This is a genomic window from Mesorhizobium sp. BR-1-1-10 (assembly GCF_020165595.1).
GTDB lineage: Bacteria > Pseudomonadota > Alphaproteobacteria > Rhizobiales > Rhizobiaceae > Mesorhizobium > Mesorhizobium australicum.
The window spans coordinates 17,570-43,268 of record NZ_JAIUIL010000008.1 but is presented as its reverse complement, the minus strand read 5'-3'; the positions used below and the strand labels follow the sequence as shown (position 1 = coordinate 43,268).

25 protein-coding genes and 1 pseudogene are annotated in these 25,699 nt (G+C 62.9%); 14 read left to right on the top strand and 12 right to left on the bottom strand.

Annotated features, from left to right (window positions below):
* Positions 1 to 97 precede the first annotated feature (97 nt).
* From phnL to phnE (LB555_RS18710), 7 genes are all read left to right on the top strand, one after another.
* Complete coding sequence (gene phnL, locus LB555_RS18740; protein ID WP_015315653.1) at positions 98 to 805, top strand: phosphonate C-P lyase system protein PhnL; 708 nt, start codon at positions 98 to 100, stop codon at positions 803 to 805.
* Entirely contained in the window at positions 802 to 1,416 is a 615-nt protein-coding gene (locus LB555_RS18735) for a DapH/DapD/GlmU-related protein (RefSeq protein ID WP_224683470.1), read from the top strand. The genes phnL and LB555_RS18735 overlap by 4 nt, the downstream gene beginning before the upstream one ends.
* A gap of 526 nt (positions 1,417 to 1,942) precedes the next feature.
* The gene (locus LB555_RS18730) at positions 1,943 to 2,647 is read left to right on the top strand and encodes a DUF1868 domain-containing protein (RefSeq protein ID WP_263489189.1); all 705 of its coding nucleotides are present in this window, start codon (positions 1,943 to 1,945) and stop codon (positions 2,645 to 2,647) included.
* 130 nt (positions 2,648 to 2,777) lie between these two features.
* Positions 2,778 to 3,635, top strand: coding sequence for a phosphonate ABC transporter ATP-binding protein (gene phnC, locus LB555_RS18725; protein WP_224683469.1), 858 nt, complete (start codon positions 2,778 to 2,780; stop codon positions 3,633 to 3,635).
* Between the two features lie 111 nt (positions 3,636 to 3,746).
* Positions 3,747 to 4,655 (top strand): phosphonate ABC transporter substrate-binding protein, encoded by a 909-nt coding sequence (phnD, locus tag LB555_RS18720; RefSeq protein ID WP_015315649.1) that lies wholly within the window; start codon positions 3,747 to 3,749, stop codon positions 4,653 to 4,655.
* Positions 4,656 to 4,713: 58 nt separating this feature from the next.
* Complete coding sequence (gene phnE, locus LB555_RS18715; protein WP_224683468.1) at positions 4,714 to 5,670, top strand: phosphonate ABC transporter, permease protein PhnE; 957 nt, start codon at positions 4,714 to 4,716, stop codon at positions 5,668 to 5,670.
* Between the two features lie 3 nt (positions 5,671 to 5,673).
* Entirely contained in the window at positions 5,674 to 7,041 is a 1,368-nt protein-coding gene (gene phnE, locus LB555_RS18710; protein WP_224683467.1) for a phosphonate ABC transporter, permease protein PhnE, read from the top strand.
* Between the two features lie 294 nt (positions 7,042 to 7,335).
* On the opposite strand, the gene LB555_RS18705 is transcribed toward phnE (LB555_RS18710), so the two are convergent.
* From LB555_RS18705 to LB555_RS18695, 3 genes are all read right to left on the bottom strand, one after another.
* On the bottom strand, positions 7,336 to 8,187 hold the full coding sequence (locus tag LB555_RS18705) for a sugar phosphate isomerase/epimerase family protein (RefSeq protein WP_224683466.1): 852 nt from the start codon (positions 8,185 to 8,187) through the stop codon (positions 7,336 to 7,338).
* A gap of 212 nt (positions 8,188 to 8,399) precedes the next feature.
* Positions 8,400 to 9,587 carry a Gfo/Idh/MocA family protein gene (locus tag LB555_RS18700; protein ID WP_224683465.1) on the bottom strand — a complete coding sequence of 396 codons (1,188 nt, stop codon included), beginning with the start codon at positions 9,585 to 9,587 and terminating at the stop codon, positions 8,400 to 8,402.
* Between the two features lie 53 nt (positions 9,588 to 9,640).
* The gene (locus tag LB555_RS18695; RefSeq protein WP_224683464.1) at positions 9,641 to 10,696 is read right to left on the bottom strand and encodes a sugar phosphate isomerase/epimerase family protein; all 1,056 of its coding nucleotides are present in this window, start codon (positions 10,694 to 10,696) and stop codon (positions 9,641 to 9,643) included.
* A gap of 399 nt (positions 10,697 to 11,095) precedes the next feature.
* Here LB555_RS18695 and LB555_RS18690 point away from each other — a divergent pair, with 399 nt between their 5' ends.
* The 5 genes from LB555_RS18690 to LB555_RS18670 are packed head-to-tail and all read left to right on the top strand — an operon-like array spanning position 11,096 to position 15,360.
* A complete protein-coding gene (locus LB555_RS18690) occupies positions 11,096 to 11,983 on the top strand; it encodes a sugar phosphate isomerase/epimerase family protein (protein ID WP_224683463.1) in 888 nt (295 codons plus the stop codon).
* A gap of 60 nt (positions 11,984 to 12,043) precedes the next feature.
* On the top strand, positions 12,044 to 13,213 hold the full coding sequence (locus tag LB555_RS18685) for a mandelate racemase/muconate lactonizing enzyme family protein (protein ID WP_140618962.1): 1,170 nt from the start codon (positions 12,044 to 12,046) through the stop codon (positions 13,211 to 13,213).
* Positions 13,214 to 13,215: 2 nt separating this feature from the next.
* Complete coding sequence (locus LB555_RS18680) at positions 13,216 to 13,935, top strand: FadR/GntR family transcriptional regulator (RefSeq protein WP_015315641.1); 720 nt, start codon at positions 13,216 to 13,218, stop codon at positions 13,933 to 13,935.
* 14 nt (positions 13,936 to 13,949) lie between these two features.
* Entirely contained in the window at positions 13,950 to 14,930 is a 981-nt protein-coding gene (locus LB555_RS18675) for a hydroxyacid dehydrogenase (RefSeq protein ID WP_224683569.1), read from the top strand.
* A 40-nt stretch (positions 14,931 to 14,970) separates the two neighbouring features.
* The gene (locus LB555_RS18670; protein WP_140618963.1) at positions 14,971 to 15,360 is read left to right on the top strand and encodes a hypothetical protein; all 390 of its coding nucleotides are present in this window, start codon (positions 14,971 to 14,973) and stop codon (positions 15,358 to 15,360) included.
* Between the two features lie 15 nt (positions 15,361 to 15,375).
* Here the strand turns inward: LB555_RS18670 and LB555_RS18665 are convergent, their stop codons facing one another.
* Positions 15,376 to 16,680, bottom strand: a complete 1,305-nt coding sequence (locus tag LB555_RS18665; protein ID WP_224683462.1) for an amidase — start codon at positions 16,678 to 16,680, stop codon at positions 15,376 to 15,378.
* Positions 16,681 to 16,795: 115 nt separating this feature from the next.
* On the opposite strand from LB555_RS18665, the gene LB555_RS18660 reads away from it, so the two are divergent.
* Positions 16,796 to 17,143, top strand: a complete 348-nt coding sequence (locus LB555_RS18660; RefSeq protein WP_140661663.1) for a GFA family protein — start codon at positions 16,796 to 16,798, stop codon at positions 17,141 to 17,143.
* A gap of 37 nt (positions 17,144 to 17,180) precedes the next feature.
* On the opposite strand, the pseudogene LB555_RS18655 reads toward LB555_RS18660, so the two are convergent.
* The 8 genes and pseudogenes from LB555_RS18655 to LB555_RS18615 form a co-directional block, all read right to left on the bottom strand.
* Positions 17,181 to 17,408: pseudogene (locus LB555_RS18655) on the bottom strand (MFS transporter); the annotation flags it as partial.
* A gap of 223 nt (positions 17,409 to 17,631) precedes the next feature.
* Positions 17,632 to 18,735: an ABC transporter ATP-binding protein gene (locus LB555_RS18645; RefSeq protein ID WP_015315636.1), complete on the bottom strand. Its 1,104-nt coding sequence runs from the start codon at positions 18,733 to 18,735 to the stop codon at positions 17,632 to 17,634.
* Positions 18,735 to 19,838 (bottom strand): ABC transporter ATP-binding protein, encoded by a 1,104-nt coding sequence (locus LB555_RS18640; RefSeq protein WP_224683461.1) that lies wholly within the window; start codon positions 19,836 to 19,838, stop codon positions 18,735 to 18,737. Before LB555_RS18640 ends, LB555_RS18645 begins: the two co-directional genes overlap by 1 nt.
* A complete protein-coding gene (locus tag LB555_RS18635; protein ID WP_224683460.1) occupies positions 19,835 to 20,065 on the bottom strand; it encodes a hypothetical protein in 231 nt (76 codons plus the stop codon). The genes LB555_RS18640 and LB555_RS18635 overlap by 4 nt, the downstream gene beginning before the upstream one ends.
* Complete coding sequence (locus LB555_RS18630; protein WP_140618971.1) at positions 20,062 to 21,021, bottom strand: carbohydrate ABC transporter permease; 960 nt, start codon at positions 21,019 to 21,021, stop codon at positions 20,062 to 20,064. Before LB555_RS18630 ends, LB555_RS18635 begins: the two co-directional genes overlap by 4 nt.
* 1 nt (position 21,022) lies before the next feature.
* Positions 21,023 to 21,928, bottom strand: coding sequence for a carbohydrate ABC transporter permease (locus LB555_RS18625; RefSeq protein ID WP_015315632.1), 906 nt, complete (start codon positions 21,926 to 21,928; stop codon positions 21,023 to 21,025).
* Between the two features lie 69 nt (positions 21,929 to 21,997).
* Positions 21,998 to 23,314 (bottom strand): ABC transporter substrate-binding protein, encoded by a 1,317-nt coding sequence (locus LB555_RS18620; RefSeq protein WP_224683459.1) that lies wholly within the window; start codon positions 23,312 to 23,314, stop codon positions 21,998 to 22,000.
* Positions 23,315 to 23,674: 360 nt separating this feature from the next.
* Positions 23,675 to 24,355, bottom strand: coding sequence for a TetR/AcrR family transcriptional regulator (locus LB555_RS18615; RefSeq protein ID WP_224683458.1), 681 nt, complete (start codon positions 24,353 to 24,355; stop codon positions 23,675 to 23,677).
* Positions 24,356 to 24,494: 139 nt separating this feature from the next.
* On the opposite strand from LB555_RS18615, the gene LB555_RS18610 reads away from it, so the two are divergent.
* Positions 24,495 to 25,691 (top strand): Tm-1-like ATP-binding domain-containing protein, encoded by a 1,197-nt coding sequence (locus LB555_RS18610; RefSeq protein ID WP_015315629.1) that lies wholly within the window; start codon positions 24,495 to 24,497, stop codon positions 25,689 to 25,691.
* The last annotated feature ends 8 nt before the right edge of the window (positions 25,692 to 25,699 follow it).

Genomic DNA, 25,699 nt, shown 5'->3' with positions numbered 1-25,699 from the left:
TGCCCCTCATTGTCCTGCCGGACATTTCTCCCCGTATAGTGGCGGGGAGAAAGAGCCGTATCCTCCCGCCGACCGACGACAATCGGAGAACCTTCTGATGCCGACCCCACTCGTTGTTTCCGACGTTGCCAAAAGCTTCACCATGCATCTGCGCGACGGCATCAAACTCCCTGTCGTCGCGGGTGTCTCGTTCTCGATCAAGGCGGGCGAATGCACCGTGCTCGGTGGTCCGTCCGGCGCCGGCAAGAGTTCGATCCTGAAGATGCTCTACGGCAACTACGCCGTCGACGAAGGCCAGATCATCGTCAGGCACGAGGACGGACTGATCGACCTCGCCCATGCCAGCCCGCGCACCGTGCTTGCCGTACGCCGGCAAACGATCGGCTATGTCAGCCAGTTCCTGCGCACCGTGCCGCGCGTCTCGGCTCTCGACGTCGTCGCTGAGCCACTGGTTGAACGCGGTGAGGAGCGCGAGGCAGCCCGAGCCAAGGCACGCGCGTTGCTGGCCCAGCTCAACCTGCCGGAAAAACTCTGGATGCTGCCACCGGCAACCTTCTCGGGCGGCGAGCAGCAGCGTGTCAACATCGCGCGAGGCTTCATCACCGAGCACCCCATCCTGCTGCTCGACGAGCCGACCGCATCGCTCGACGCGACGAACCGCGACGTGGTGATCGAACTCATCGCCGCCAAGAAGGCGGCGGGCGTCGCCCTGCTCGGCATCTTCCACGATCACGATGTGCGCGAGGCGGTGGCCGACCGCATCATCGACGTCACCGCCTTCGCTCCGGGAAAAATCGCCGCATGACCAGGAAGCTATCGGAGACGCCGCTGGTTCACCCGACGGCGGAGGTGCACAACTCGACACTCGGCCGCTGGACCGAGATCGCCGACCGCAGCCGGGTTTCGGAAAGCGAGCTCGGCGACTATTCCTACATGATGCAGGACTGCGCGGTCTGGTGCGCGACGATCGGCAAATTTGCCAACATCGCCGCCAGCGTGCGCCTCAACGCCACCAACCACCCGACCTGGCGGCCGACGCTGCACCACTTCACCTACCGCGCTTCCGACTATTGGGACGACGCCGAGCATGAGAGCGAATTCTTCGCCGAGCGCCGCGCCAAGCGCGTCATCATCGGCCACGACACCTGGCTCGGCCACGGCTCGACCGTCCTGCCCGGCGTCACCGTCGGCGACGGCGCCGCCGTTGGCGCCGGCGCGGTCGTCTCGAAGGACGTCGCGCCCTACACGATCGTCGCCGGCGTACCGGCAAAACCGATCCGCGAGCGCTTCGACCGCCGCACCGCCGAACGCTACCAGGCACTCGCCTGGTGGGATTGGGATCACGCGCGGCTGCGAGCGGCACTGGACGATTTCCGAGAGTTGTCGGCGGAGGCGTTCCTGGAGAAATACGGTTGACGCCATTGATGTTTTTGCCAAAGTATTGTTTGGAAAACTCAGCGGCACAGGGCAGGAATGGGCTTTATCGTCTTAATACTTTTTTGTGTTGGAATGGCCCTGTTGGTACTGGGAATTTTGGCAGTGAAGCGTGAGATTAATCGCTGGGGCCAGTCTGACGTAGTCTCCTCAATCATTATGATAGTGGTAGGGCTGGGGTTATCGGCGACAGGATTAGTACCACTCTATATTTTATGGTTCCTCGCCAACCTTACCGGAAAGCCAGGCTAACAGCCTTCCTGTAAACCGGAGACCGTTTCCATCATATTTTGCGGGCTGGCGATGGTCACCGGGGTCGTGGAACGTCAGTTGGGCGCAGGCGATGGTCGGACGCCGTTTCCGCTGCCATGTTGATGATCTTGGGATTGCGTCTATCCTAAGCGCGCTGGTTCCTACTCATCTGTTCGGCACGATGCTCATACAGGGCACCGTTCACATCCCTGACATGTGACTCGGACAGGAGGCATCTCTCCCAAAGGAGATTGCCATGACCGTCAGACCCTCGCTTACCGGATTTTTCGAAGGTTCCAGTCCGACGCCGCCGGTGCATCTCGGCACCCGCTATGACACGTCAGGCAACTTCCTCTTCGAGCCCGGCAACACGGTGGTCAGCCATCTTGTCGAGGGCTCGCCTTCCGAAGCCGCGATCATCGAGGTGCGCGAGCGCATCCGCGCCATGCCCGGCGCGGACCGCCTCGCCTTCACGCCGATCTCCAGCCTGCACATGACCCTTTTCCAGGGCATAATCGAATATCGCCGTCGCCTGCCCTTCTGGCCGCGGGACGTGCCGCTCGACACCAGCATCGACGCCATGACCCGCCTCTATCTGGAGCGCCTGAAGGGGTTCCAGGGCTTCGGCCCTTTCAACATCAAGGTGGCCGAGGTCCTGCCGACCGGCCTCACCGTTGCCGGCGCGACCGACGAGGATGCGCGCATCATGCGTGCATGGCGCGATGCGCTCGCGGTGCCGTTCGGCTACCGGCATCCCGATCACGACACCTACGTCTTCCACATCACCTTCGCCTATCAGATCCAGCGCTTTGATGATGATAGGGCCGCCGCGTGGCAGGCGCTGTTTGACGATTGCCTGGCACTTTTCGCGCGCCAGGCGCCGGTGATCGAGATCAAGGCTCCCGCCTTCTGCGCATTCCGCGACATGAAGCATTTCGAGGAATTGCTGGTGCTCGGCTGATCGCCCGCAAGGCGCCAGTCGCCGCGCCTGTGGAGCGTAACAAAACTGACATCATCGCGACACGGCAGGTTCATGTGGTTGCGTTAGGCGAGTGCCTGACGATCAATATGGACCGGACTGGAACCAGCCCATGTCAGCAAACTCTGCCACGCTCGAAATCCGCGGCGTCAGCCGACGATTTGGCAAGAACACCGCCGTCAGCGACGTCAACATCTCGATCCCGCAAGGGCAGATGGTCGGCGTCATCGGTCGTTCGGGCGCCGGCAAATCCACTCTTCTTCGCATGATCAACCGTCTTGTCGACCCCAGCCAGGGGTCGATTTTTTTTGACGGCGCCGAGGTCTCCCGGCTGCGCGGCTCGCCGCTGCGGCGCTGGCAGCGCGACTGCGCCATGATCTTCCAGCAGTTCAATCTGGTGCCGCGCCTCGACGTGCTGACCAACGTGCTGCTCGGCAAATTGAACCACCGTTCGACCCTGTCCAATCTTCTGGGCATGTTTTCGCGCGCCGAGTGCGCGGAGGCGGTCGCCGCGCTCGAGCGGCTCGACATCGCCCGCACCGCACTTCAGCCCGCCGGCACGCTGTCGGGCGGCCAGCAGCAGCGCGTCGCCATCGCCCGCGCCATGATGCAGCAGCCCAGGGTGATCCTCGCCGACGAGCCGATCGCCTCGCTCGACCCGCTCAACGCCAAGGTGGTGATGAATTCTCTGCAGGACATCAATCTGCGCGAAGGCATCACCGTTGTCACCAATCTGCATACGCTCGATACCGCCCGCACCTATTGCAACCGCATCATCGGCATGGCCGCCGGCAAGGTCGTCTTCGACGGGCCGCCCGAAGAGCTCGACCGCCAAGCCGTGCGTCTTGTCTATGGCGCCGACAGCAATGGCGGCGAGATATCGGAGGTCATCACCTCCACCAGTGTTGCCTTCAAGCAGAAGATCGCCGCATCCGCCGGACCGCTCGAGCCCGCATTCCCGGGATACTGAGCCCAGTAAGGGCCAATAGCGAGCAGCCTGGATCGTCCGCCCGCGTCAAGGGCACTTGTCAAGATCAAGAACGCTGCCGGCGCGGGGCCGGAACTTACAGGAGAGATATCAATGTTCAGGAAGATGGTTTTCGGTGCCGTTTCGGTGCTCGCCATGGCCACCAGCATGGCCCATGCCGCCGACATGAAGGAATTTCGCGTCGGCATTCTCGGCGGTGAAAACGAAACCGACCGGCTGCGCAACTACCAGTGCCTGGCCGATCACCTGAAGGCAGAGTTTGGCTTCGAGAAGGTTTCGCTGTTCCCGGCCGCCGACTATGACGGCGTCATCCAGGGCCTGCTCGGCGGCACGCTCGACTTCGCCGAACTCGGCGCTTCCGGCTACGCCAGCGTCTATCTCAAGGATCCGAAGGCGGTTACCCCGATCCTCACCACCAAGCAGACGGACGGCTCCACCGGCTACTATTCGATCGGCCTGGCGCTGAAGACGTCGGGGATCACGGACATCAAGTCAGCCAAGGGCAAGAAGCTCGGCTATGCCGATCCGGATTCGACCTCCGGCTATCTGATCCCGCTGACCCAGATTCCGAAGACCACCGGCGCCTCGAACGAGACCTACTTCGCTTCGACCCAGTTCAATGGCGGCCACGAAAACAACGTTCTGGCCGTGCGTGACGGTAAGGTAGATGTCGCGGTCGACGATTCCTCGGGCATCGGCGACTTCAAGAACGGCTACACCTCCGGCACCTTCCACAAGGAAGTCGCCAAGGGCGCCGTCGACCCTAACGACTTCGTCGAAGTCTGGCGCTCGGGCCTGATCCCGAACGGCCCGCTTGTCGTGCGCACCGCGATCGGCGACGACATGACCGCCAAGCTGGCGGCCTTCTTCACCGACCTGCCCAAGAAGGACAAGGCTTGCTTCGAAGGCGTCGAAGGCGGCGATTTCACCGGCTACGTTCCGGTGAAGCCGGACTTCTACAGCGTCATCGTCGAAGCCCGTAAGGCAGCCATCGGCGGCTAACGGCGAAATTGCAAAAGGGCGGTACCTCATCAAGTACCGCCCTTTTTGCATCCCGATCATGACCCTTTCCGTGACAGCCCCCTCCGGCGCCACCCACGAGATGGCCGATGCCTGGCGACGCCAGACGTCGCTGCGCCGGTTCTATACCGTGCTGGGCGTCGGCCTGCTGCTTGCCGCGATGCTTTCCAGCATGTGGTTCGCCGACGAAGCCAACGCCGGGCACTTCTTCGACCGGCTGCCGCATATTCTGGATTTCCTGAGCTGGCTGGTCCCCAAGGACTGGAACGACGTCTGGCGGGCGCTGTTCGACATTGCCTCGCCGCATGATACCGGCACCCAGGAATTCAACTTCCCGCTCGGCCGCGTCTACGTCTGGGACGGTTTCTACATCCCCGAATATGTCGAGCTGATGCTGACCACCGTGAACGTGGCGCTGGTCTCGACCTTCATCGGCTTTGTCTTCGCCGTGCCCTTTTCCTTCATCGCGGCGCGCAACCTGACGCCTCATCCGGCACTGAGGCTGGTGGTCAAGCGCTTCATGGAATTGCTGCGTGCCTTTCCGGAGATCGTCATCGCCGGGCTGTTCGCGGCCATCGTCTCGACCGGTCCGGTCGCCGCCATCATCGCCATCGGCCTGCATTCCATCGGCGCACTCGGCAAGCTGTTCTACGAGATCAACGAGAACATCGACATGCGAGCCGAGGAAGGCCTGCGCGCAGTCGGCGCCAACTGGTTCGAGCGGGTTCGCTTTGCCGGCCTGCCGCAGGTGTTGCCCAACTTCATGTCGTACACGCTGCTGCGCGTGGAGATCAACGTCCGCGTCTCGACCATCATCGGCGCCGTTGGCGGCGGCGGCATCGGCGAAGAGCTGAAGCTCTCGATCTCGCGCGGCTTCGGCGCCAAGACGCTGGCACTGGTGCTGCTCCTGTTCACCACCATCTTCATCATCGACCAGTTTTCCGCCTGGCTTCGTCGCAAGCTGGTCGGCGAACAAGCCTTCATGATGGGGGCGTAAATCATGGCGACCATGACCGCTGAGGAGATGCTGTCGATCGAGGCGCGCCACCCGCAGGTGTTCCGGCGCTCGGCATACAAGCGCTTCGGTCCGCTCCTGCTGTTCGTCGGCACTCTCCTCTATCTGATCTATGCCTTGTGGTTCTTCAGCCTGCCGCAGGTGCTGCGGGAATCGCACTGGGAGCGCCTGCCGCTCTTCCTGACACAATGGATCAGCTACGATCTGCAGCCGGAATTCCGTCTCGACCAGCCGGAGATCACGCCCAAATACCCGCGCTTTTCCGCGCTGGGCGACAACCCGAATCCCGACTGGGTGGCCAGGAATCCGGACGGCACCTTCACCGTGCTGATCGACGGGCCGGCAAAATCCGTCACCTTCGACAAGACGCAGGCGACGATCGTCGCCAACGGCCAGACCGTGCCTGTTTCGCTGACCAGCGGCAAGCCGGTGGTCACGGGTGCCGTACCGGACTGGATCACCGCCCATGACGACGAGGTGGTGGCCAAGATGGGCTTCGTCGGCGAGGTGCGCGTCACTGTCGACCGCGTCAAGGTGCGCAAGCGCTTCCTCGGCTGGGCGAACTTCGTTTTCGACACGCGCTCGCCCTTCTTCGGCAAATCAGCGCGGGAAGTGATCTCGCTGATCGTCTCGGGACCAGAGCTGAAACCAGGTACCACCAACCTTGCTCTTGCCGGCGACAACGTCTGGAACAACGCCCAGTGGCAGCACGGCGATGTCTGGACGAAGCTCCTGCAGACCATTGTCATGGCCTTCCTCGGCACGCTGCTCGGCGGCATCGTCGCCTTCCCCCTTGCCTTCTTCGCGGCGCGCAACATCACGCCGAGTGGCATGCTCGGCCAAGTGCTCAAGCGCTTCTTCGACTTCATGCGCTCGGTCGACATGCTGATCTGGGCGCTGTTCTTCACCCGCGCCTTCGGCCCCGGCCCGCTGGCGGGAAGTGCAGCGATTTTCTTCACCGAGATCGGCACCCTCGGCAAAGTCTATTCGGAAGGCCTGGAGAACATCGACGACAAGCCGCGCGAAGGCGTGCTCTCGACCGGCGCCAACGGCATCCTGGTGCAGCGCTACGGCGTGATGCCCGAAGTGATCCCGGTCTTCATCAGCCAAACGCTCTACCAGTGGGAATCCAACACCCGCGGCGCCACCATCATCGGCGCCGTCGGCGCCGGCGGCATCGGCCTGAAACTGTGGGAAGCGATGCGCACCAATTCCAACTGGGCCAACGTGTTCTACATGGTGCTGCTGATCCTGCTCGTCGTCTTCATTTTCGACAACATATCCAACTTCCTGCGCCGCCGGCTGAGCCGGACGATCCACGATTACAACAGGATCCAGGCCAGGCAGGGTTAGTGTTGTGACGCAGAAGCGCAAGCATCGTCTCGCCCGGCGCCGAGGGGTCGACCCCCACTCCGTCGAGCTTCGCTCGACACCTCTCCCCCGGTCGACGGGGTAGAGGAAAGGCACCAGACTGTCCGATCCGCGCTTGTCCCCGAAGGCCGAGGCTCTCTTCCTGTCCCGGCGCCACCAAGCCCCTTCCTCTCCCTCCGGAGGGGGGAGAGGTGGCTCGGCGAAGCCGAGACGGAGTGGGGGAACCACCTGGCAAGCGACGCGAACACAAATAGAAAATGGACCAGACGTAGGCGCCTAAGCCGCCTTCCTCCACCCGTCCCTGATATGCCTGTACCCATCGCGATAGACGGCTTCCGGCGTCTCGGAAAAATCCCTCCACACCTTGGTCGCCGCCGCCAGATCCTTCAGCGAGCGACCGAACGCTTCGATCGTCAGCCAGTCGTCATAGCCGCTCTTGCGAATGGCGGAAAAAGTTTCCTTCCACGGAATGTTGCCACGCCCCGGCACGCCGCGATCGTTCTCCGATATATGGATATGCACGACATTGCCGCGGTGCTTCGTATAGGCGCCGATCGGGTCGGCTTCCTCGATATTGGCGTGGAACGTGTCGTACATTGCCCTGATCTGCGGCCGGTCGATGGCGTCGATATGTTCCGACAGGTCGGCCATCCTGTTGAAGAGATAGCACTCGAAGCGGTTGAGCGCCTCCAGCCCGATGGTGACGTTCCTCTTGCCGGCATGGTCGCCTATGGCGCGCTGCGAGGCGATCGAGCGCTTCTTTTCGGCGGCGGTCGGTCCGGACCCGGAAAATCCGCCGAGCGTCGAATGCAGCGGTCCGCTCAGCGTGCGGGCGCCAAGCGCATCGGCGCAATCGATCGCCCATTTCATGTAGTCGACACCGGCCTTGCGTGTTGCCGCATCGGCCGAAATCAGGTTCATCGCCGGATCGCCCATGGCTGACACAGCGGTCCGCTCCAGCCCGATACGGTCGAGCAATTCGCCCAGCTTCCTGTAGTCGTCCGGCGTGCCGGCGAAGATCGGGATTTCGACACCGTCGAAGCCGGTTGCCTTGATGTCTCGAAGCAGCGGCTCGTGCTTCTTCGATACCGCCGTCGTCCACAAGAACATGCACATGCCGATCTTCATCGACGCCCTCCCTTTTTGGCGGCCGGCCGATTGCACCGCCGGTGTTCGCCACTCCCCTCATCCGGCCGCTTCGCGGCCACCTTCTCCCTGAGAGGGAGAAGAGATATGCGCCAACGCCTCCTCTCCCCCTCGGGGAGAGGTCGGATTGCCCCGAATTGCCCTAGGCAATTCGGTTGGCTATCCGGGTGAGGGCCCTCGTTACTCGGCGCCTCTTAAAGCTTGGTCCAGGCCCCGTTCTTCTTCGACGACTTCACGCAGGCCTCGATGAAGGCCATGCCCTCGACGCCGTCCTGGATGGTCGGGAAGACGACATCCTTTGCTGGCTTGCCACCCTTCTTGCGTGCCGCGCGAATGGCCCGTGCGGCCTCCTGGTAGATGTTGGCGAAGCCTTCGAGGTAACCCTCGGGATGGCCTGACGGAACGCGGCTGACACGGCCCGCCACCGGCAGCGCACCGGCGCCGTTGCGGGTGATCAGCTGTTTCGGCTGGCCGAAGGGCGTGTACCAGAGATAGTTGGGATCGGCCTGCACCCATTCCAGCCCGCCCTTCGAACCGTATATGCGCAGCTTCAGGCCGTTCTCATGCCCGGGCGCCACCTGGCTCGCCCAGATCATGCCCTTGGCCGGATGCGTTTTCCCCCTCGGTTTGAAACGCAGCATGACGTTGACATTGTCGTCGAGCAGCCTGCCCGGCACGAAGGCGTCGAGATCGGCCGACAGGGAGTCGAGTTCGAGCCCGGAGACGAAGCGGGCGAGATTGTAGGCATGGGTGCCGATATCGCCGAGCGCGCCGCCGGCGCCCGCCTGCTTGGGGTCTGAACGCCAAGCCGCCTGCTTCTGGCCGGTGGCGGCGAGGTCCTCGGTCAGCCAGTCCTGCGGATATTCCGACTGCACGATGCGGATGTCGCCGAGCACGCCCTTGGCGACCATTTCGCGCGCCTGCCGCACCATCGGATAGGCGGTGTAGTTGTGGGTGAGCACGAACACCTTGCCGGTCTTTTCGACGATCGCCGCAAGCCTTTTCGCCTCGGCCAGGGTCGTTGCCAGCGGCTTGTCGCAGATCACGTGGATGCCTGCTTCCAGGAAGGCCTTGGCCGCCGGCACATGCACGTTGTTGGGAGTGACGATGGCCACCGCCTCGATGCCATCCGAGCGCTTCGCCTCGGCCTTGGCCATTTCGGCGTAGGACGCATAGCTGCGCGAGGGATCGAGCCCCAGTTCGGCGGCCGAGGCTTTCGCACGCCCCGGATCGGCCGACAGGGCGCCGGCGACCAGCACGAAATCATTGTCCATGCGCGCAGCGATCCGGTGCACTGCGCCGATGAATGCGCCCTGCCCGCCGCCGACCATGCCGTAACGGATCGGGCCGCCTCCCGTTTCCGACTTCGATGCACCAACCATGTTTTTCTCCCTCGTGTGAGATACCCCTCCCCCGAGGGAGAGGGAAAGCCGTGTCAAAATCCCATCATGGCGCGCAGCAGCTTCTTGTCCGTGGTGCCGGCGGCGAAATCGTCGAATGCCTTCTCCGTCACCCGGATGATGTGGTGCTGGATGAAGGGCGCCCCTTCGGCCGCACCATCCTCCGGATGCTTCAGGCAGCATTCCCACTCCAGCACCGCCCAGGAATCGTAGTTGTACTGCGTCAGCTTGGAGAAGATGCCGCCGAAATCCACTTGCCCATCGCCGAGCGAACGGAAGCGGCCAGCGCGGTTCGTCCAGCTCTGGTAACCGGAGTACACGCCCTGCCGTCCGGTCGGATTGAACTCGGCATCCTTGACGTGGAAAGCCTTGATCCGCTCGTGATAGATGTCGATGAATTCGAGATAATCGAGTTGCTGCAGCAGGAAATGCGAAGGGTCGTAATTGATGTTGCAGCGCTTGTGGCCGCCGACCGCGTCGAGGAACATTTCGAAGGTCGCCCCGTCGAACACGTCCTCCGAAGGATGGATTTCGTAGCCGACATCGACACCATTGTCTTCATAGGCGTCGAGGATCGGCTTCCAGCGTTTGCCGAGTTCGCCGAAGGCTTCCTCGATCAGTCCGGCGGGGCGCTGCGGAAAGGGATAGAGGTAAGGGAAAGCCAGCGAGCCAGTGAACGACACCGAGACATTCAGCCCGAGATTGCGCGATGCCCTGGCACCGAACTTCATCTGTTCGACAGCCCATTCCTGTCTCGCCTTCGGGTTGTTGTGCACCGACGGCGGCGCGAACCCATCCATCTGCGCGTCATAGGCCGGATGCACCGCCACCAATTGCCCCTGCAGATGCGTCGACAGTTCGGTGATCTCGACCCCGGCATCAGTGCAGATGCCCCTCACCTCATCGCAATAGGCCTTGGAAGACGCCGCCTTCTTGAGGTCGAACAGGCGCGCGTCCCAGGTCGGGATCTGCACGCCCTTGTAGCCGAGGCCGGCGGCCCATTTGGTGATCGACGCCAGCGAATTGAACGGTGCGGCATCACCCGCGAACTGCGCCAGAAACAGTCCAGGGCCCTTCATTGTCGTCGGCATCGGCATCCTCCTCGTTTGTCACGACCAAGCATAGCGCCTGATGAAAGCAGGGCCAGTCACTTTGGTCTTTATCGCGTCGGACGCTCGCCGACACCGCCATTCTGGTATGACCAAATAAGGCAATCTGGTCAAGCCTTGGAATGCGCCGAAAAGGCACTCCGAGAGCCCAAAATAACGGCACATATCGCAATGTAATCAACAAACTAATCCAGCCTGAAAGTTGCGTCGCCACAGTTGTTGCCGTCTCAAGGAATTTGCTGTAGACCTCATTTCAGACCCAATTGGTCTAACCAGTTTGCAGTAAAAGGCTGGGGATGCCTTGGGGAGGAACCCTTGCGTCGTCTTCCGGCGATGCATGTCGCAGGCAAACCATACGGACGAATCTGGGAAGGACAGACCATGCATCTTTCGACGCACAACTGGATGCGCGCGGAACCGCTTGAGACGACGCTGAAGCGCATCAAGAAATTCGGCTATGAGTCGATCGAGATTTCCGGCGAGCCCGCGCAGTACAAGACCAAGGAGACGCGGGCGCTGCTGAAGGAGCATGGCATTCGCTGCTGGGGCGCGGTGACCTTGATGCTGGGTGAACGCAACCTCGCCGCCAGGGACGAGGGCCAGCGCGAGCGCTCCGTGCAATACGTCAAGGACGTGCTGACGATGGTCGGCGAACTCGATGGCGAGATCATCACGCTGGTTCCGGCAACCGTCGGCAAGGTGGTCCCGGACGGTACCGAGGAAGAGGAATGGAAGTGGGTGGTGGACGCGACCCGCGAATGTTTCACCCACGCCAAGAAGGTCGGCGTCAAGATCGCCGTCGAACCGCTCAACCGCTTCGAAACCTATCTGTTCAACCGCGGCGCCCAGGCGCTGGCGCTGGCTGACGCGGTCAGCCCCGAATGCGGCGTCTGCCTCGACGCCTACCACATCCACATGGAGGAATTTAACGTCCATGACGCTATCCGCCAGGTCGGAAAGCGCCTGTTCGACTTCCATGTCGCCGACAACAACCGCTTTGCCGCCGGCCTCGGCCAGATCGACTGGCCAAGGATCGTCGCCACCTTGAAGGAAGTCGGCTACGACGGCGCACTGACCAACGAGTTCGTCGCCCCGGTCGACCGCACGCCGGCAGCACCCTATCCCGACATGGTCGAGCGCCATCCGGTCGATATCTCGCCCGAGCAGCTGAAGTTCATCCAGGACCATGGCTCCAGCGTGCTGACCGAGAAATTCTACACCGACCAGATGCGCATCACCGCCGAAACACTGCTGCCGCTGATCAAATAGTCGACTGCCGCTGGGAAATTTGCCCTTCCGCCCCGACCGGCGGCAGGGCTGGGGAAAAATATGCGCATCAAGACAGTCCAGGCCTGGTGGGTCCGCGTGCCGATCGAAGCCGCGAAGCAGCATCGCAGCGACTTCGGCCAGGTGACGACCTTCGACGCCGCCATCCTGCGCGTCGAAACCGATGACGGGCTGGTCGGCTGGGGCGAAGGCAAGAACGCAGCCGGCAGTGCCGGCAGCTACGGCGCACTCGTTCACATGCTGAATCACGAGGTCGGGCCGCAGTTGATCGGCCGCGATCCGGCCGACATCGGAGTCATCTGGGAGATGCTCTACAACGGCGTGCGCCATGAGAGCGCCGCCCGCGCCGGCCACGCCATGCCACAACTGGCGCGGCGTGGCATGAGCGTCGCCGCCATCAGCGCGGTCGACATCGCGCTCTGGGACATACTGGGCAAGTCGCTGGGCCAGCCGGTCTGGCGGCTCCTTGGCGGCCGCAAGGTCGATCGCATGCAGGCCTATGCCTCGGGCGGCTGGGCCTCCGCCGATGCCATCGGGGAACAGATGAAATCCTATATCGCCAAAGGCGGCTTCAAGGCGTTGAAGATGCGGGTCGGCGCCATGGACGGCGCGGCGCACGTTTCCGCCGCCCGCGTGCGCGCCGCGCGCCAGGCCCTCGGCCCCGACATCGATCTGATGGTCGACGCCCATGGCACCTATACGGTAGCGGAAGCCAAACGCTTCATCCATCTCGTAAACGACCTCGATCTCGCCTGGTTCGAGGAGCCTGTCATCGCCGACGACAAGCTAGGCATGGCCGAAGTGCGCGCCTCCGGCGCCGTTCCGATCGCCACCGGCGAAAGCGAGGCGACACGCTATGCCTTCCGCGATCTCGCCGTTCTCAAGGCCGCCGACATCTTCCAGCCCGATCCTGCCTTCTGTGGCGGTATCAGCGAGGCGATGAAGATCGGCACCATCGCCAGCGCCTTCAATTTGCGCTTTGCGCCGCATCTGTGGGCCGGCGCGCCCTGCTTCTTCGCCGGGCTGCATGTCTGCGCCGCGTCGCCTTCGAGTTTCACCGTCGAGTATTCGCTCGGCGCCAACCCGATGATCCACGATCTGGTCGAAGAGACTGTCGAAGCCAAGGACGGTATGATAGCGATCCCGGAAAAGCCCGGACTGGGATTCACCGTTTCGGAGCGATTCCTGGAGGCGCACGCGCAACGCAATTGACGATGAAAGAAAAGAACCTTCTCGCGGAACTCGCCGCCTATCTGTTCTCCCACTCGGACAAGGAGAGCGGCCGCACGCCGTCGGAACGCGAATTGGCGGAGCATTTCGGCGTCAGCCGCGGCCAGATCCGCGAAGCGCTCGCCATCCTCGAGGCCATGCGCATCGTCGAGCGCCGCGCCAAGTCGGGCATCTACATCGACACCAAGCAGGCCAGCGTCGAGGCGCTGGCGCTGTTCGCACGTGCCGGCCTGCCGCTCGATCCCTTGCAGATCTATGAAACGGTCGAGTTGCGCAAGATCCATGAGATCAAGGCCGCCGAGCTTGCCTGCTCGCGCGCCACCGAGGAGAATTTCGAGCGCCTGCGCGAAATCCTCAAAGCCTCGGAAGACCGCATCGCCGCTGGCGAAGGTCTGGCCAAGGAAGACCGCGAGTTTCACCTCGAGATCGTGCGCGCCACCAAGAACAGCGTCTTCCACAACATCTGCAGCGTCTACTATCTGATGGGCGAGCAGCGCCTGCCGATCTATTTCAACGATCCTGAACGCAGCGTGCGCTCGCATGCCGAGCACGTGCAGATCTACGAGGCGCTGCTGCGCCGCGACGGCAATCTCGCCCAGGCGCTCATGAGCGCCCATCTGCAAGGCGCGGAAAGCTACTGGAAGGGCCTGATCGAGGGCGGCATGGCGGCTTCGCCCGCGGGCGCGGCACTCGAAAAGGCCTGACCGTGACCCAGACCGTGCCAAAGATCCTGTCGACGCATCCGCTGCACCCGCGCGCCACGGCCAAGCTGGCCGGCGCCGGCCAGCTGGTCATCGCTTCGGCGCTCGACCCCGGCACATTGGCGGGGGAGGCCAAGGATGCCGACATCATCATCGTGCGGGCGCCGCTGCCGCCGGCGCTGTTCGAGGGTGCATGGAAGCTGAGGGCCGCGATCCGCCATGGCGCCGGTCTCGACATGATCCCGATGGAAGCGGCCGCGGCGGCCGGCGTGCTCGTGGCCAACGTGCCGGCGGTCAATGCCCGCTCGGTGGCGGAACATGTCATGTTCACCGCGCTTGCACTGCTGCGGCAGTTCCGCCGGGTCGACCGCGACCTGCGCGCCAAGGGCTGGCTGGCCGGACGCGAGCACGCCAATGCCAACATCGAACTCGCCGGCAAGACCATCGGCATTGTTGGTCTCGGCGCCGTCGGGCAGGCGGTCGGCCACATCGCCGCACACGGCTTCGATCTCAAAGTGGTGGCAACGACACGCAGCATGCAGCCGGCGCCGGAAAAGGTCGGCTTCCTGTCGATCGACGCGCTGGTCGAGCAGAGCGACATCATCGTGCTCTGCTGTCCGCTGACGCCGGAAACGCGAGGCCTGATCAGCCGCGAACGCATCGCCCGCATGAAACCCAACGCACTGCTGATCAACGTGTCGCGCGGGCCGGTTGTCGATGACGACGCGCTGATCGAGGCCTTGCGGGAGCGTCGCATCGGCGGCGCCGCGCTCGACGTTTTCTCGACGCAGCCGCTGCCGCCAAACCATCCCTATTTCGGCTTCGACAACGTCATCGTCACCCCGCATATGGCGGGGATTACCGAGGAATCGATGATGCGCATGGGCGTCGGCGCGGCCGGCGAAGCCCTGCTGGTGCTGGCGGGCAAACTGCCTGTCAATCTGCGCAATCCCGAAGTGGTCGATCACTACCGGCGTCGGTTTCCGGCGCAGATATAGCATCGCCGTTTCGCCCCAATTCTCCGCGACGTTGCGAGCCATGTCCGGTCTTCGCCTTGCAGTTCTGATTGTCGCAACTTCGTCCATCTGCACCTTGCCGGCATTCGCAGCGGCCGAGAGCAGCTATGTCTATTGCGACAACGGACTACGCTGCTTCAAGGCGCCCTGCCCGTCGAACAGCGCGCTTGACCTTGCCACCGGCTCCATCATCAAGGGCGCGTCGATCGACACCAGCGGATTGCCGCAGACCGACAAGGCGATAATAGCTCAGTCCGACGTGCTTTACAGCGGAAAGATCGTGGTCAGGGGCTCGATCGAGCACCGCATCCAGACCTTCACCGTCAAGGAATACAGCCTGCCTTGGCTGGTCGCGACCCGCATCGTGCGCACCGCCAAGGACGGCGAACGCAAGCACTGTTCATCGCACTGATCCGTCATCCGCGACTCACTGCCGATCAACCCCCAGCAGCCTCTCCACCGACAGGGCGATCCGCAGCAGATGCCGGTCATGGCCATTGCGTGCCACGAGCATCAGCCCCATTGGCAGCGATGGCCCCGGCATCGGCAACGAGATCGCACAAAGGTCGAACTGGTTGGCGACCTGGGTGTTGCGCAGCAGCAGGCCTTCGGTGCGGTCACGCAACTCGGCATCCTCGGCCATGGAAGCGATGGCCGGCGCCGTCACCGGTGTGGCTGGCAACGCCAGCACGTCAACCGATGCCAGCCGCTCATCCATGGCGGCGGCCAGCGCGGCACGGCGGCGGAGCGCCCTGATATAGACCGGCGTCGGCAGCAGCGCCGCCCGCGACAATGGCCCGCTGACATGCGGGTCGACCGGCACGGATGCGCCTGTCGCCAGCCAGTCGGCATGCACTTCCGCGCCCTCCATCGCCGCGATCGAACCACGCCTGGTGGCCGCGCGCAGATCCGCGATCATGTCGTCGATCGACAGATCCGTAATGTGTGCGCCAGCCTGTTCGATCTTGCCAAGACAATACTCGAAGGCGGATGCAACCTCGCCTTCCGTGTCGCCGAAAAGAACGCCGCGCGGAATGCCGATGCGAAGCCCGGCGAGTGGAATGGCCACCAACTCCTTCGGCACTTCACCGGCCATGACCGAGTCGGCGGCGGCGCATTGCGAGACGGTTCGGGCAAGCGGTCCGACCGAGTCCAAAGTGCCCGAAAGCGGAAAGGCGCCATGGAGCGGGACGCGCCGTGCAGTCGGCTTGAAACCAACGACGCCGTTGAGCGCCGCCGGAATGCGGATCGAGCCGCCGGTGTCGGAGCCGATCGAGATGTCGCTCGTCCCCTCGCCCACGGACACGCCGGCGCCCGAGGACGACCCGCCTGGAATGCGGCTGGCATCAACGGCGTTGCCTGGCGTGCCGTAATGCATGTTGTCGCCGATCGCGGTGAAGGCGAACTCGGTCATGTTGGTCTTGCCGATGACGACCGCACCGGCTTGCCGAAGCCGGCTGACGATGGCGGCGTCGCGCTGTGCCGGCGCGGCGGTCTTGCGCATCAGCGACCCGGCCGTGGTCGGCTCGCCGGCGACATCGAACAGGTCCTTGATCGAGACAATGGTGCCGTCGAGCGGGCCGAGTGTCACGCCCACTCTTTTGCGGGCATCGCTGGCGTCAGCCGCGACCCGCGCCGCTTCGGCATAAAGCTTCGTGAAGACCTTCTCGTCGGCCGCACGGTTGGCAAGACGTGACAGGATGATTTCGAGGCGGTCGCGGATTGGTTGCATGTTGGTGTCGGACTCCGCCAGGATGGAACGTCTTTAAGGCAAGCAGCCGTTGGGACTGCCGAAGGGATAACCCGGCCAGCGTGCCTTTGCACCTGCCAGCGACAGGAAGATACTGATGCTGTACAAAGGCAGCTGCCATTGCGGCAAGGTTGCATTCGAGGTGGAGGGCGAACTTGAGAGCGTCGTGCGCTGCAATTGCTCGATCTGCGCCCGCAAGGGTGCGCTGCTATGGGCCGTGCCGCACGACAAGCTTACGCTCGTCGCCTGGGGCGATGACCTCGGCCGCTACACATTCGGCGAAACGAAGATAGCGCACCGCTTCTGTCGAACCTGCGGCATCCATCCTTTTGCCGAGGACACCAGCGAAGGCGGCGAACGCAGCGCCTACATCAACATCAATTGCGTCACCGGTCTCGACCCGTCCACCTTGTCGGTCTTCGCGTTCGACGGGCGGGCCGTCTAGCTTCCCATCATCCCCTATAGGTGGCTGTTGCGAGAGACTATTCGGCCTTTGGGCCGCGCAGGAACACCGCGATGGCCGCCAGCAGCGTCGCGGCGCCGCAATAGGCAAACGCGCTGCCGACACCGGCATGGTCGACCAGCAGCCCGCCGAAGACGGCGCCCATCGCAATCGCTACCTGGAAGGTCGCCACCATCAGGCCACCGGCGCTTTCAGCCTGGTCGGGCGCTGCCCGCACCAGCCAGCTCTGCAGCTCTACCGGCACGCTTGGGATCACTGTGGGGCGAAAGGGCCAAAGGCGCTGCCGGAACCTTGCTGAAAGTCCCCGGCAACTGGCGGTGAAGCGACCAAGGTCGAACTGCCGTCTGGATCCTATTGGACGCAGAAAGCCAATGAGATGCATGACGACGCCTGCCTCTCGGAGACGGAATGCGTGATCCTGCTGATCAACGACACGCCTTACGAGACCTACCTGCCGAAATAGCCGCGCCCTATGATGCGTGCCGCAGGCTGACACCACTGCCCTTGTCGAACAGCACCACCTTGTCGGGATTCCAGGCAAAGCGCACCGGTTGCTCGATCGCGACATCGGTCCTGGCCGGCACCGTGGCGCGAAGCGTTGTATCGCCGACCCGCAGCGTCAGGATCTTTTCCACGCCATGGTTCTCGACGTCGTGGACACGGGCCTCGACCGGTGCGCCGCTTTCCAGATAGACATCCTCCGGACGAATGCCGAAGACGAGCGGGCGACCGTCGGTCGCCGCACTCGCCCCAGCCCCCGTAAAAATCTTGGCCGCCCCCGCGAAGGGCAGTTCGAAATTCAATGGCGCCATCACCGCGCGGCCGTTAACCAGCCTGCCGTCGATGAGGTTCATCGGCGGCGAGCCGACGAAGCTCGCCACATAGGTGTCGCGCGGATTGTTGTAGATCTCGTGCGGCGTGCCGGTCTGGATGATGCGGCCATGGTTGAGCACGCCGACCTTGTCGCCCATCGACATCGCCTCGATCTGGTCGTGGGTCACGAACAGGAAGGTGGCGCCAAGCTGTATCTGCAGGTTCTTCAATTCGGTGCGGAGCGCCTCGCGCAATTTGGCGTCGAGCGCCGACAGCGGCTCGTCCATCAAGAACACGCGCGGCTTGCGCACGATGGCACGGCCGATGGAGACGCGCTGCATCTCGCCGCCGGACAGGCGGTCGGTCTTGCGGTCGAGCAGGTGCTCGATCCGCAGCGTGCGGGCGGCGCGGTCGACGCGGTCCTTGATCTCGGCATCCGGCAGCCGGCGGATCTTCGGCTTCAGCGGAAATTCGAGGTTTTCGCGCACCGTGTAGCGCGGGTAGAGCGAATATTGCTGCAGCACCAGGGCCACGTCGCGCTCGGCCGCACCCCAGTCGGCGACGTCGACGCCGTCGATGAAGACCTGCCCCTCGCTCGGCTTCTCCAGACCGGCAATCAGCCGCAGCGTCGTCGTCTTGCCGGCGCCCGTCTCGCCGAGCAGGACAAAGAATTCGCCATCGGCGATGTCGAGGTCGAGCCCGGTCAAGGCCGTGTGATTGCCGAAAGTCTTGGAGATGTTCTTGAGCTGGATATGGGCCATCAGAGCCTCACCTCAAGCGACTTGCCGCTTGCCTTGTCGAAGAAATGCGCCTGGGTCGGATCGATTCGGGCAAACACCTTCTCGCCCGGTCCGGCAACGAAGCCGCTCTTGGTGCGGGCCCGCAGCATTTTCGAGCCAACCTTGAGGTCGACGATGTCGAAGGAGCCGAGCGGTTCGACGATCTGCGTCTCGACGGCCATGAAGCCATCGGCCGCGTCACGACGAATGAGGACGCCTTCCGGCCGGATGCCAAGTGCGAGTTGGCCGCTGGCGTGGCCGTTGAGTTTCGACAGCAGCGCCCGCGGAAACTCGAAGCCGGAAGCCGCGCCACCAACGGTGACCGAGGCCGATGACGTTGCTTCGGCAACCGCCGCGTCGGCGACATTCATCACCGGACTGCCGACGAATTGGGCCACGAACAGATTGGCCGGCCGCGAATAGACCTCGTCGGGCGTTCCCACCTGCTGCAGCACGCCCTCATGCATGATGACGATGCGATCCGCGAGGCTCATCGCCTCGATCTGGTCGTGCGTGACATAGATGGTGGTCGAGCCCTGCTTGATATGCAGCCGCTTGATCTCGGCTCGCATCTCCTCGCGCAATTTGGCGTCGAGCGCGCCGATCGGCTCATCCATCAGCATCGCCTTCGGCCGCCGCACCAGCGCACGGCCGATGGCAACGCGCTGCATGTCGCCGCCCGAAAGCGCCGACGGCTTCTTGGCCAGCAGATCCGTTATCTGCAGCGTCTTGGCGACCGAGCGCACTTCCTGGTCGATCTCGCTTTTGCTCTTGCGCGTGGCGCGCAACGGAAAGGCGATGTTCTCGTAGACGCTCATATGCGGGTAGAGCGAGAATGACTGGAACACCATGGCGATGTCGCGGTCGGCTGCCTTCAGATGCTGGACCGGCTTGCCGTCGATGAGGATGTCGCCCTCGTCGATGGTTTCCAGTCCGGCGATGGCGCGCAACGTCGTTGTCTTGCCGCAACCGGACTGGCCGAGCAGCACGATGAACTCATTGTCCGCGATCTTGAGGTTGAGGTCCTTGATGACCTGGACGGCACCGAAGAATTTCTGGACGCCGCGAAGCTCGATCTGGGTCAATGCTGTGCTCCCGGATTTCGCGCGTCCCCGGCATGACCGGTGCCGGCCTGTTCCTCGGGTGCGATCTTCGAGGTAATGTTGAAGCCGATCAGCCCGGTCAGGATGATGGTCAGGCCGTAGGTGTGCAGGGTCATGTTCCAGGGCTGGCAGAGGGCCACGATGCCGAGCACCATGAGTATCTGCGAACCCGGTTCCAGATATTTCTGATTGATGGCGCGAAAGCTCATTTGCGGATCGCTCCGAAGGACATGCCGCGCAGCAGATGGTTGCGGAGCAGGAAGGTGAAGATGGCGACCGGCAGCAGGAACAGGAAGGTGCCGGCGGCTATCACCGTCCAGTCCGGCAGGCCCGAGCCGACCTGGCTCGGGATGAACGGCGGCGCCGTCTGGGCGCGGCGGTTGGTCATGATCAGCGCGAAGGCGTATTCGTTCCACGCCGTGATGAAGCAGAAGACGGCGGTGGCGGCGATACCGGTGGCGGCCTCCGGCAGCACGATCTTGAAGAAGGCTTCCATGCGTGTATAGCCGTCCACCAGTGCCGCCTCCTCATATTCCTTCGGGATTTCATCCATGAAACCCTTCATCAGCCACACCGAGAAGGACAGGTTGAAGGCGGTGTAGAGAATGATCAGCCCGACGTGGGTATCGTTGAGGCCGACCGCGCGGTACATCAGGAACATCGGGATCGCGACCACCACCGGTGGCAGCATACGTGTCGACAGGATGAAGAAGAGCAGGTCCGCCTCCCCCTTTACCCTGAAGCGCGAGAAGCCATACGCGGTGAACGTGCCCATGCCGACGGCCAGCACCGTCGAGGTGATGGCGATGATCAGCGAGTTCAGGAAGCGGCTCGGATAGCCCGACCACTGCACCTGGCCCTTGCCGTCGCGCACGATCTTTTCGCCACCGTCGAAGACGACGCGCTCCCACCATGGGGCCGCCGCGTACTCTTCCGGCGACGGCGGACTGCGCAATTGAGAGCGCTTGGTGAACAGCTTCACGAACGGCGATATCTCCGGCTGGAAGACGACGGTCGGCGGAATCGTAGTGGCAAGATTGCGCGGCTTGAACGCCGTCGAGGCGATCCAGTAGATCGGCGCCAGGAAGATGATCGTCACCAGCAGCACGGCGACTATGGCGACGCGGTTGAAGGTGATTTCGGAAGAAGTGCGGACGGCGGCCATCTCAGCGCTCCTTCACCTTGTTGAGATATTTGACGTAGATGTTGGTGATCGCCAGCACCATGATCAGCACGATGTAGGCCATCGCACAGGAGCGCCCGGTCTGCCATTCCTGGAACGCCATCTTGTAGAGCCGGATGGAGATCAGCTCCGCCGTCGGTTGGCTGGTCAGGATGTAGGCGAGATCGAAGGTCTTGAAGGCTTCCATGGTGCGGAAGATGACGGCGATCATCAGGATCGGCGCGACCAGCGGCAGGGTGATGCGGAAGAACGTGTAGAACGGCCCGGCGCGGTCGATCGCGGCGGCCTCATAGAGATGCTTCGGCACCGCCGACAGCCCGGCCAGCGACAGCAGCATGACGAAGGGCGACCACATCCAGATGTCGGTCAACGCAACAGCGTAGAGCGCCATCTTGGGGTCGGCCAGCCACTCGAAATTGCCGAGCCCGAGCGCATAGTTGATAACCCCCCATGACGGGTCGTAAAGCAGTTTCCAGAACAGCCCGACCACCGCCATCGACAGCATCATCGGCAGCAGCAGCAGCGTGGTGATAAGACCCTTGAGCGGAATGTCCCGGTTGAGCAGCATCGCCACGCCGAAGCCGACAAGCAGCTGTCCGACGACCGAGACAATCACGTATTTCGCCGTGATGGCGAAGTTCGACCAGACATAGGGGTCGTTGAGCAGGTCGCGATAATTCTGCAGCCCGACGAAATTCGCCGGCGCATTGGTCGATGCGCGGAAGTCGGTGAAGGAATAGCCGAGCGAATAGATCAGCGGAAAAATGTTGAAGACGATCAGGAACAGAACCGTCGGGATGATGAAGAGATTGCGGATGGAGATATCGCTTAGGCCGCGTGCCGCGGCGCGCGAGGATCTGTCGAGGGTGGTGATCATCGTGGTCGCCAAGACCCTGCTCCCGGTTCAAGAAAAAGAAACGGAGGAGGCGACACCGCCCCCTCCGCGGGACATGAAGGATTATTGGACGCGGCCGTATTTCTTGAAGGTCGCGTTCCAGTCTCCAGCCAATGCGTCCAGCGTTTCCTTGGCGGTGCCGCTGCCGCCGATCATGTAGGGGTAGACGCGCTGGTTCAGCTGCTGCAGCAGTTCTGCGTATTCCGGCACTGCCCAGAAATCCTTCACCTTGAACATGGTCTCGTAGAAGGCCTTGTTGTAGGGCGTTGCGTTCTGGAACTCAGGCGACTTGAGCACCGCCTGGCTGCAGGTATAGCCGCCAAGGGCCGCCCACTTCTTCTGGGTCTCGTCCTTGATGAACCATTCGAGGAACTTCATCGCCTCGTCCTGCTTCTTCGAGTACGAGATGACGGAGATGCCTTGCCCGCCGAGTGCGGCGAACTGGTCGCCATTTGGGCCGGGAGGGTTGGCGAAAAAGCCGGTGTTCTTGGCATTCGGGTTCGACGCTTCGTTGATCAGCGAGGGGAAGAACGCGAAGAAGTTCATGCTCATCGCGGCCAGGTTTTCCGTGATTGCCTGGTTGTCCTCGACGAAGAACGATTTGGCCCAGCCCGGAGGCGTGAACTTGTAGAGCTCCTTGTAAGCATCGAGCGCGGCCACCGCCTTGTCGGAGTTGATGTGACCGTCGACCTTGTAGGTCGTGTAATCGCCCAGCTCACCGCCATAGGAGAACAGCGCGTTCTCAAAGCCCATCGCCATCGCGTCGTAGGAATTGTCGGTGTAGATGGCGATGCCGTATCTCTTCTGATCCGGCCGGTGGAAGAACTCGGCGATGTCGCGCAGCGCCTTGAAATCCTTCGGCACGTCGAGGTCGTAGCCGTATTTGGCTTTGAAGGCTTCCTTTTCCTTGGGATCCTCGAACCAATCCTTGCGATAGGACCAGCCGACGGCGTCGCCCTCAAGCGGGATCGCCCAGTATTTGCCGCTGTTGCCGGGATACTCGGCATAATATTTCACCGTCGCCGGTGCCATGACGTTGCCGAGATCATGCTTCTTGAAGAAGTCGGTCAGGTCGACGTAGTGGCCGCCGGCGGCGCCGGCGCCGAGCCACTGCGAGTCGCCGACGACCAGGTCATAGGCGTCGCCATGGGCGTTGAACTCGGTAAAGGCCTTGGTCTGGAAGTCGGACCAGGGCGTGGTCTCCACCGTGATCTTGACGCCGGTTTCCTTCTCGTACTCGTTGCCGAGTTCCTGCAGGTAATTGGCCGGATCCCATTCCGCCCAGAAGATGGTGAGCGACTTTTCCTGCGCGTAGACGGACGTTCCGCAGGCAAGCGTTAAGCCGATACCAGCAAGCATGCTGGTCACTAACTTGCGCATAATGATTTCCTCCCTTGTGCGCATTCTACCTTGTCGTACGAGCCAGCGACGGAGCCGGCCCTGGTAGTTCCTCCCGTGGTCGCGCTTTTCCGAATTCGGAGCCTCCTCGCTCTGTCCGGAAATGGATCGCAGCCCTCACTTTCGATCCGCTTATCTTCCTTGATCTGGTATTACCAATCCTGCGGCGACGTCAAGCCCTTTCTTGAAAGCCGGCATGGGCCGTTACTGTCGAATTAAAGCTTTATCTGCCTGTTTTCCCATGATTTTCCTACTCAATGATATACATTGACCTTGCCCCATGATCGCATTTTGGGCTAGGATCAGCGGTATGCAGGCAAATCTGGTCGAACCAGATTGGGGCTATTTCGCCGCTCCTGAAGCGGACTCATCACCACCATAAGCCGACTCCGCGATTGCCGTGCGCACCAGCGCACTCGCCGCCCATTGCGCCACCGACATCATCCGGCGGCTGTCCAGCCCCCATATATCCTTGAGCACGATCAGCACCTCCACGCCGAAGATCAGCGACAGAGCCTGCGCCAGCCGCTTGAAGTCGCGCGGCGGCAAGCGGCCCTTGAGCGGCGTCAGCGCCTCCTTCAGCAATTCGACGCGATGGCCGCGCGTGAAGGCCGGCTCTCCGCCCAGCGTGCCCGCCTGGCGCCGCGCCCATTGATCGAGCGACAGCTTCAACGCAGCCTTGAACGTCGCCTCGAAAGCCTCGATGCGGGGCATGGCCGTATCGAACAGTTCGGCGACGCGGCGCTCGGCATCGGCAGCGGTGGACTTCCAGGTCAAGATTGGCCCCAGCCCTTCATCGACCACCGCCTGCACCAAGGCTGCCTGGCTCGGGAAATAGCGGTAGGCCGTGGCCCGGGAGACCTCGGCTGCCTCCGCGACCTCGCTGACGGAAGGCGTCGCACCCGCCTGCATCAGCCGCGTGGCCGTCTCCAGCATCAGCCGCTTTGTCCGCGCCCGCGGTCCGCGCTCTGCTCTCTCCCCGGCATTGTCGTCCGTTGCGGGTTGTTGACGTGAGACATCCATGCCAATACGATACGCGCGTCTCAAAAATTTGCAATGGCAGCCCTTTTCCTGGAGTGGCCACGTTGACGCTCTACGGCGCACAAAGCTTTCATCTGATGAACATCACCACCTTCGAACCAACCAGCAGAGGGAGGCGCGGATGAAGCGCATCCATGTGGTGGGCACCGCCGACACCAAGGGCGAGGAACTCGCATTCCTGGCCGATGCGATCGCCGCGACGGGTGCCGTCGTCTGCCGTGTCGATGTCGGCACGCGAGGCGCGACCGTGCCGGTCGACGTCTCGGCTGAAGAGGTCGCCGCCCATCATCCCGATGGCCGCGGTGCGGTGCTCGGCATCGACGACCGCGGCAGATCGGTTGCGGCAATGGCTGGGGCCTTCACGCGCTTTGTCCAGTCCCGCGACGACATATCGGGCATCATCGGCATTGGCGGCGGCGGGGGCACCTCGATCATCACAGCGGGCATGCGCGCGCTGCCGCTCGGTCTGCCCAAGCTCATGGTCTCCACGCTGGCCTCGGGCGACACCGCCCCCTATGTGGACGTGTCCGACATCATCATGATGCCATCGGTGACCGACATGGCCGGCCTCAACCGGCTGTCTCGTGTCGTGCTGCACAACGCCGCCCAGGCGATAGCGGGCATGGCGGTCAATCCGGCGCCTGCGGCGGACGGCAAGGCCTCGATCGGCCTCACCATGTTCGGCGTCACCACGCCTTGCGTGACGGCAATCGCTGAACACCTCCGCTCGACTTATGATTGCATGGTCTTCCATGCCACTGGCACCGGCGGCCGCAGCATGGAGAAGCTGGCCGACAGCGGCCTGCTGTCGGGTGTCATCGACATCACCACGACCGAGGTCTGCGACCTGCTGTTCGGCGGCGTGCTGCCGGCGACCCAGGATCGTTTCGGTGCCATTGCCCGCACCAAGCTACCCTATGTCGGCTCGGTCGGCGCGCTCGACATGGTCAATTTCTGGGCGCCATCGACCATTCCGGAGCATTATCGTGGCCGGCTGTTCTACGAGCACAATCCGAACGTCACGCTGATGCGCACGACCGCGCGGGAATGTCGCGCGATCGGCGAATGGATCGGCACAAGGCTCGCCCATTGCGAAGGCCCGGTGCATTTCCTGATCCCGGAAAAAGGCGTTTCCGCGCTCGACATCGAAGGCGGCGCCTTCTTCGATCCGGAAGCCGACGCAGCTCTGTTCGAAGCCGTCGAGCGCACCATCAGGCCGGGTGCGACGCGCCGCGTCACCCGCCTGCCGCTGCACATCAACGATCCGGACTTTGCCAAGGCGGCGGTCGCGGCCTTTCTCGACATCGCCAGACAGTGAGACCCAGA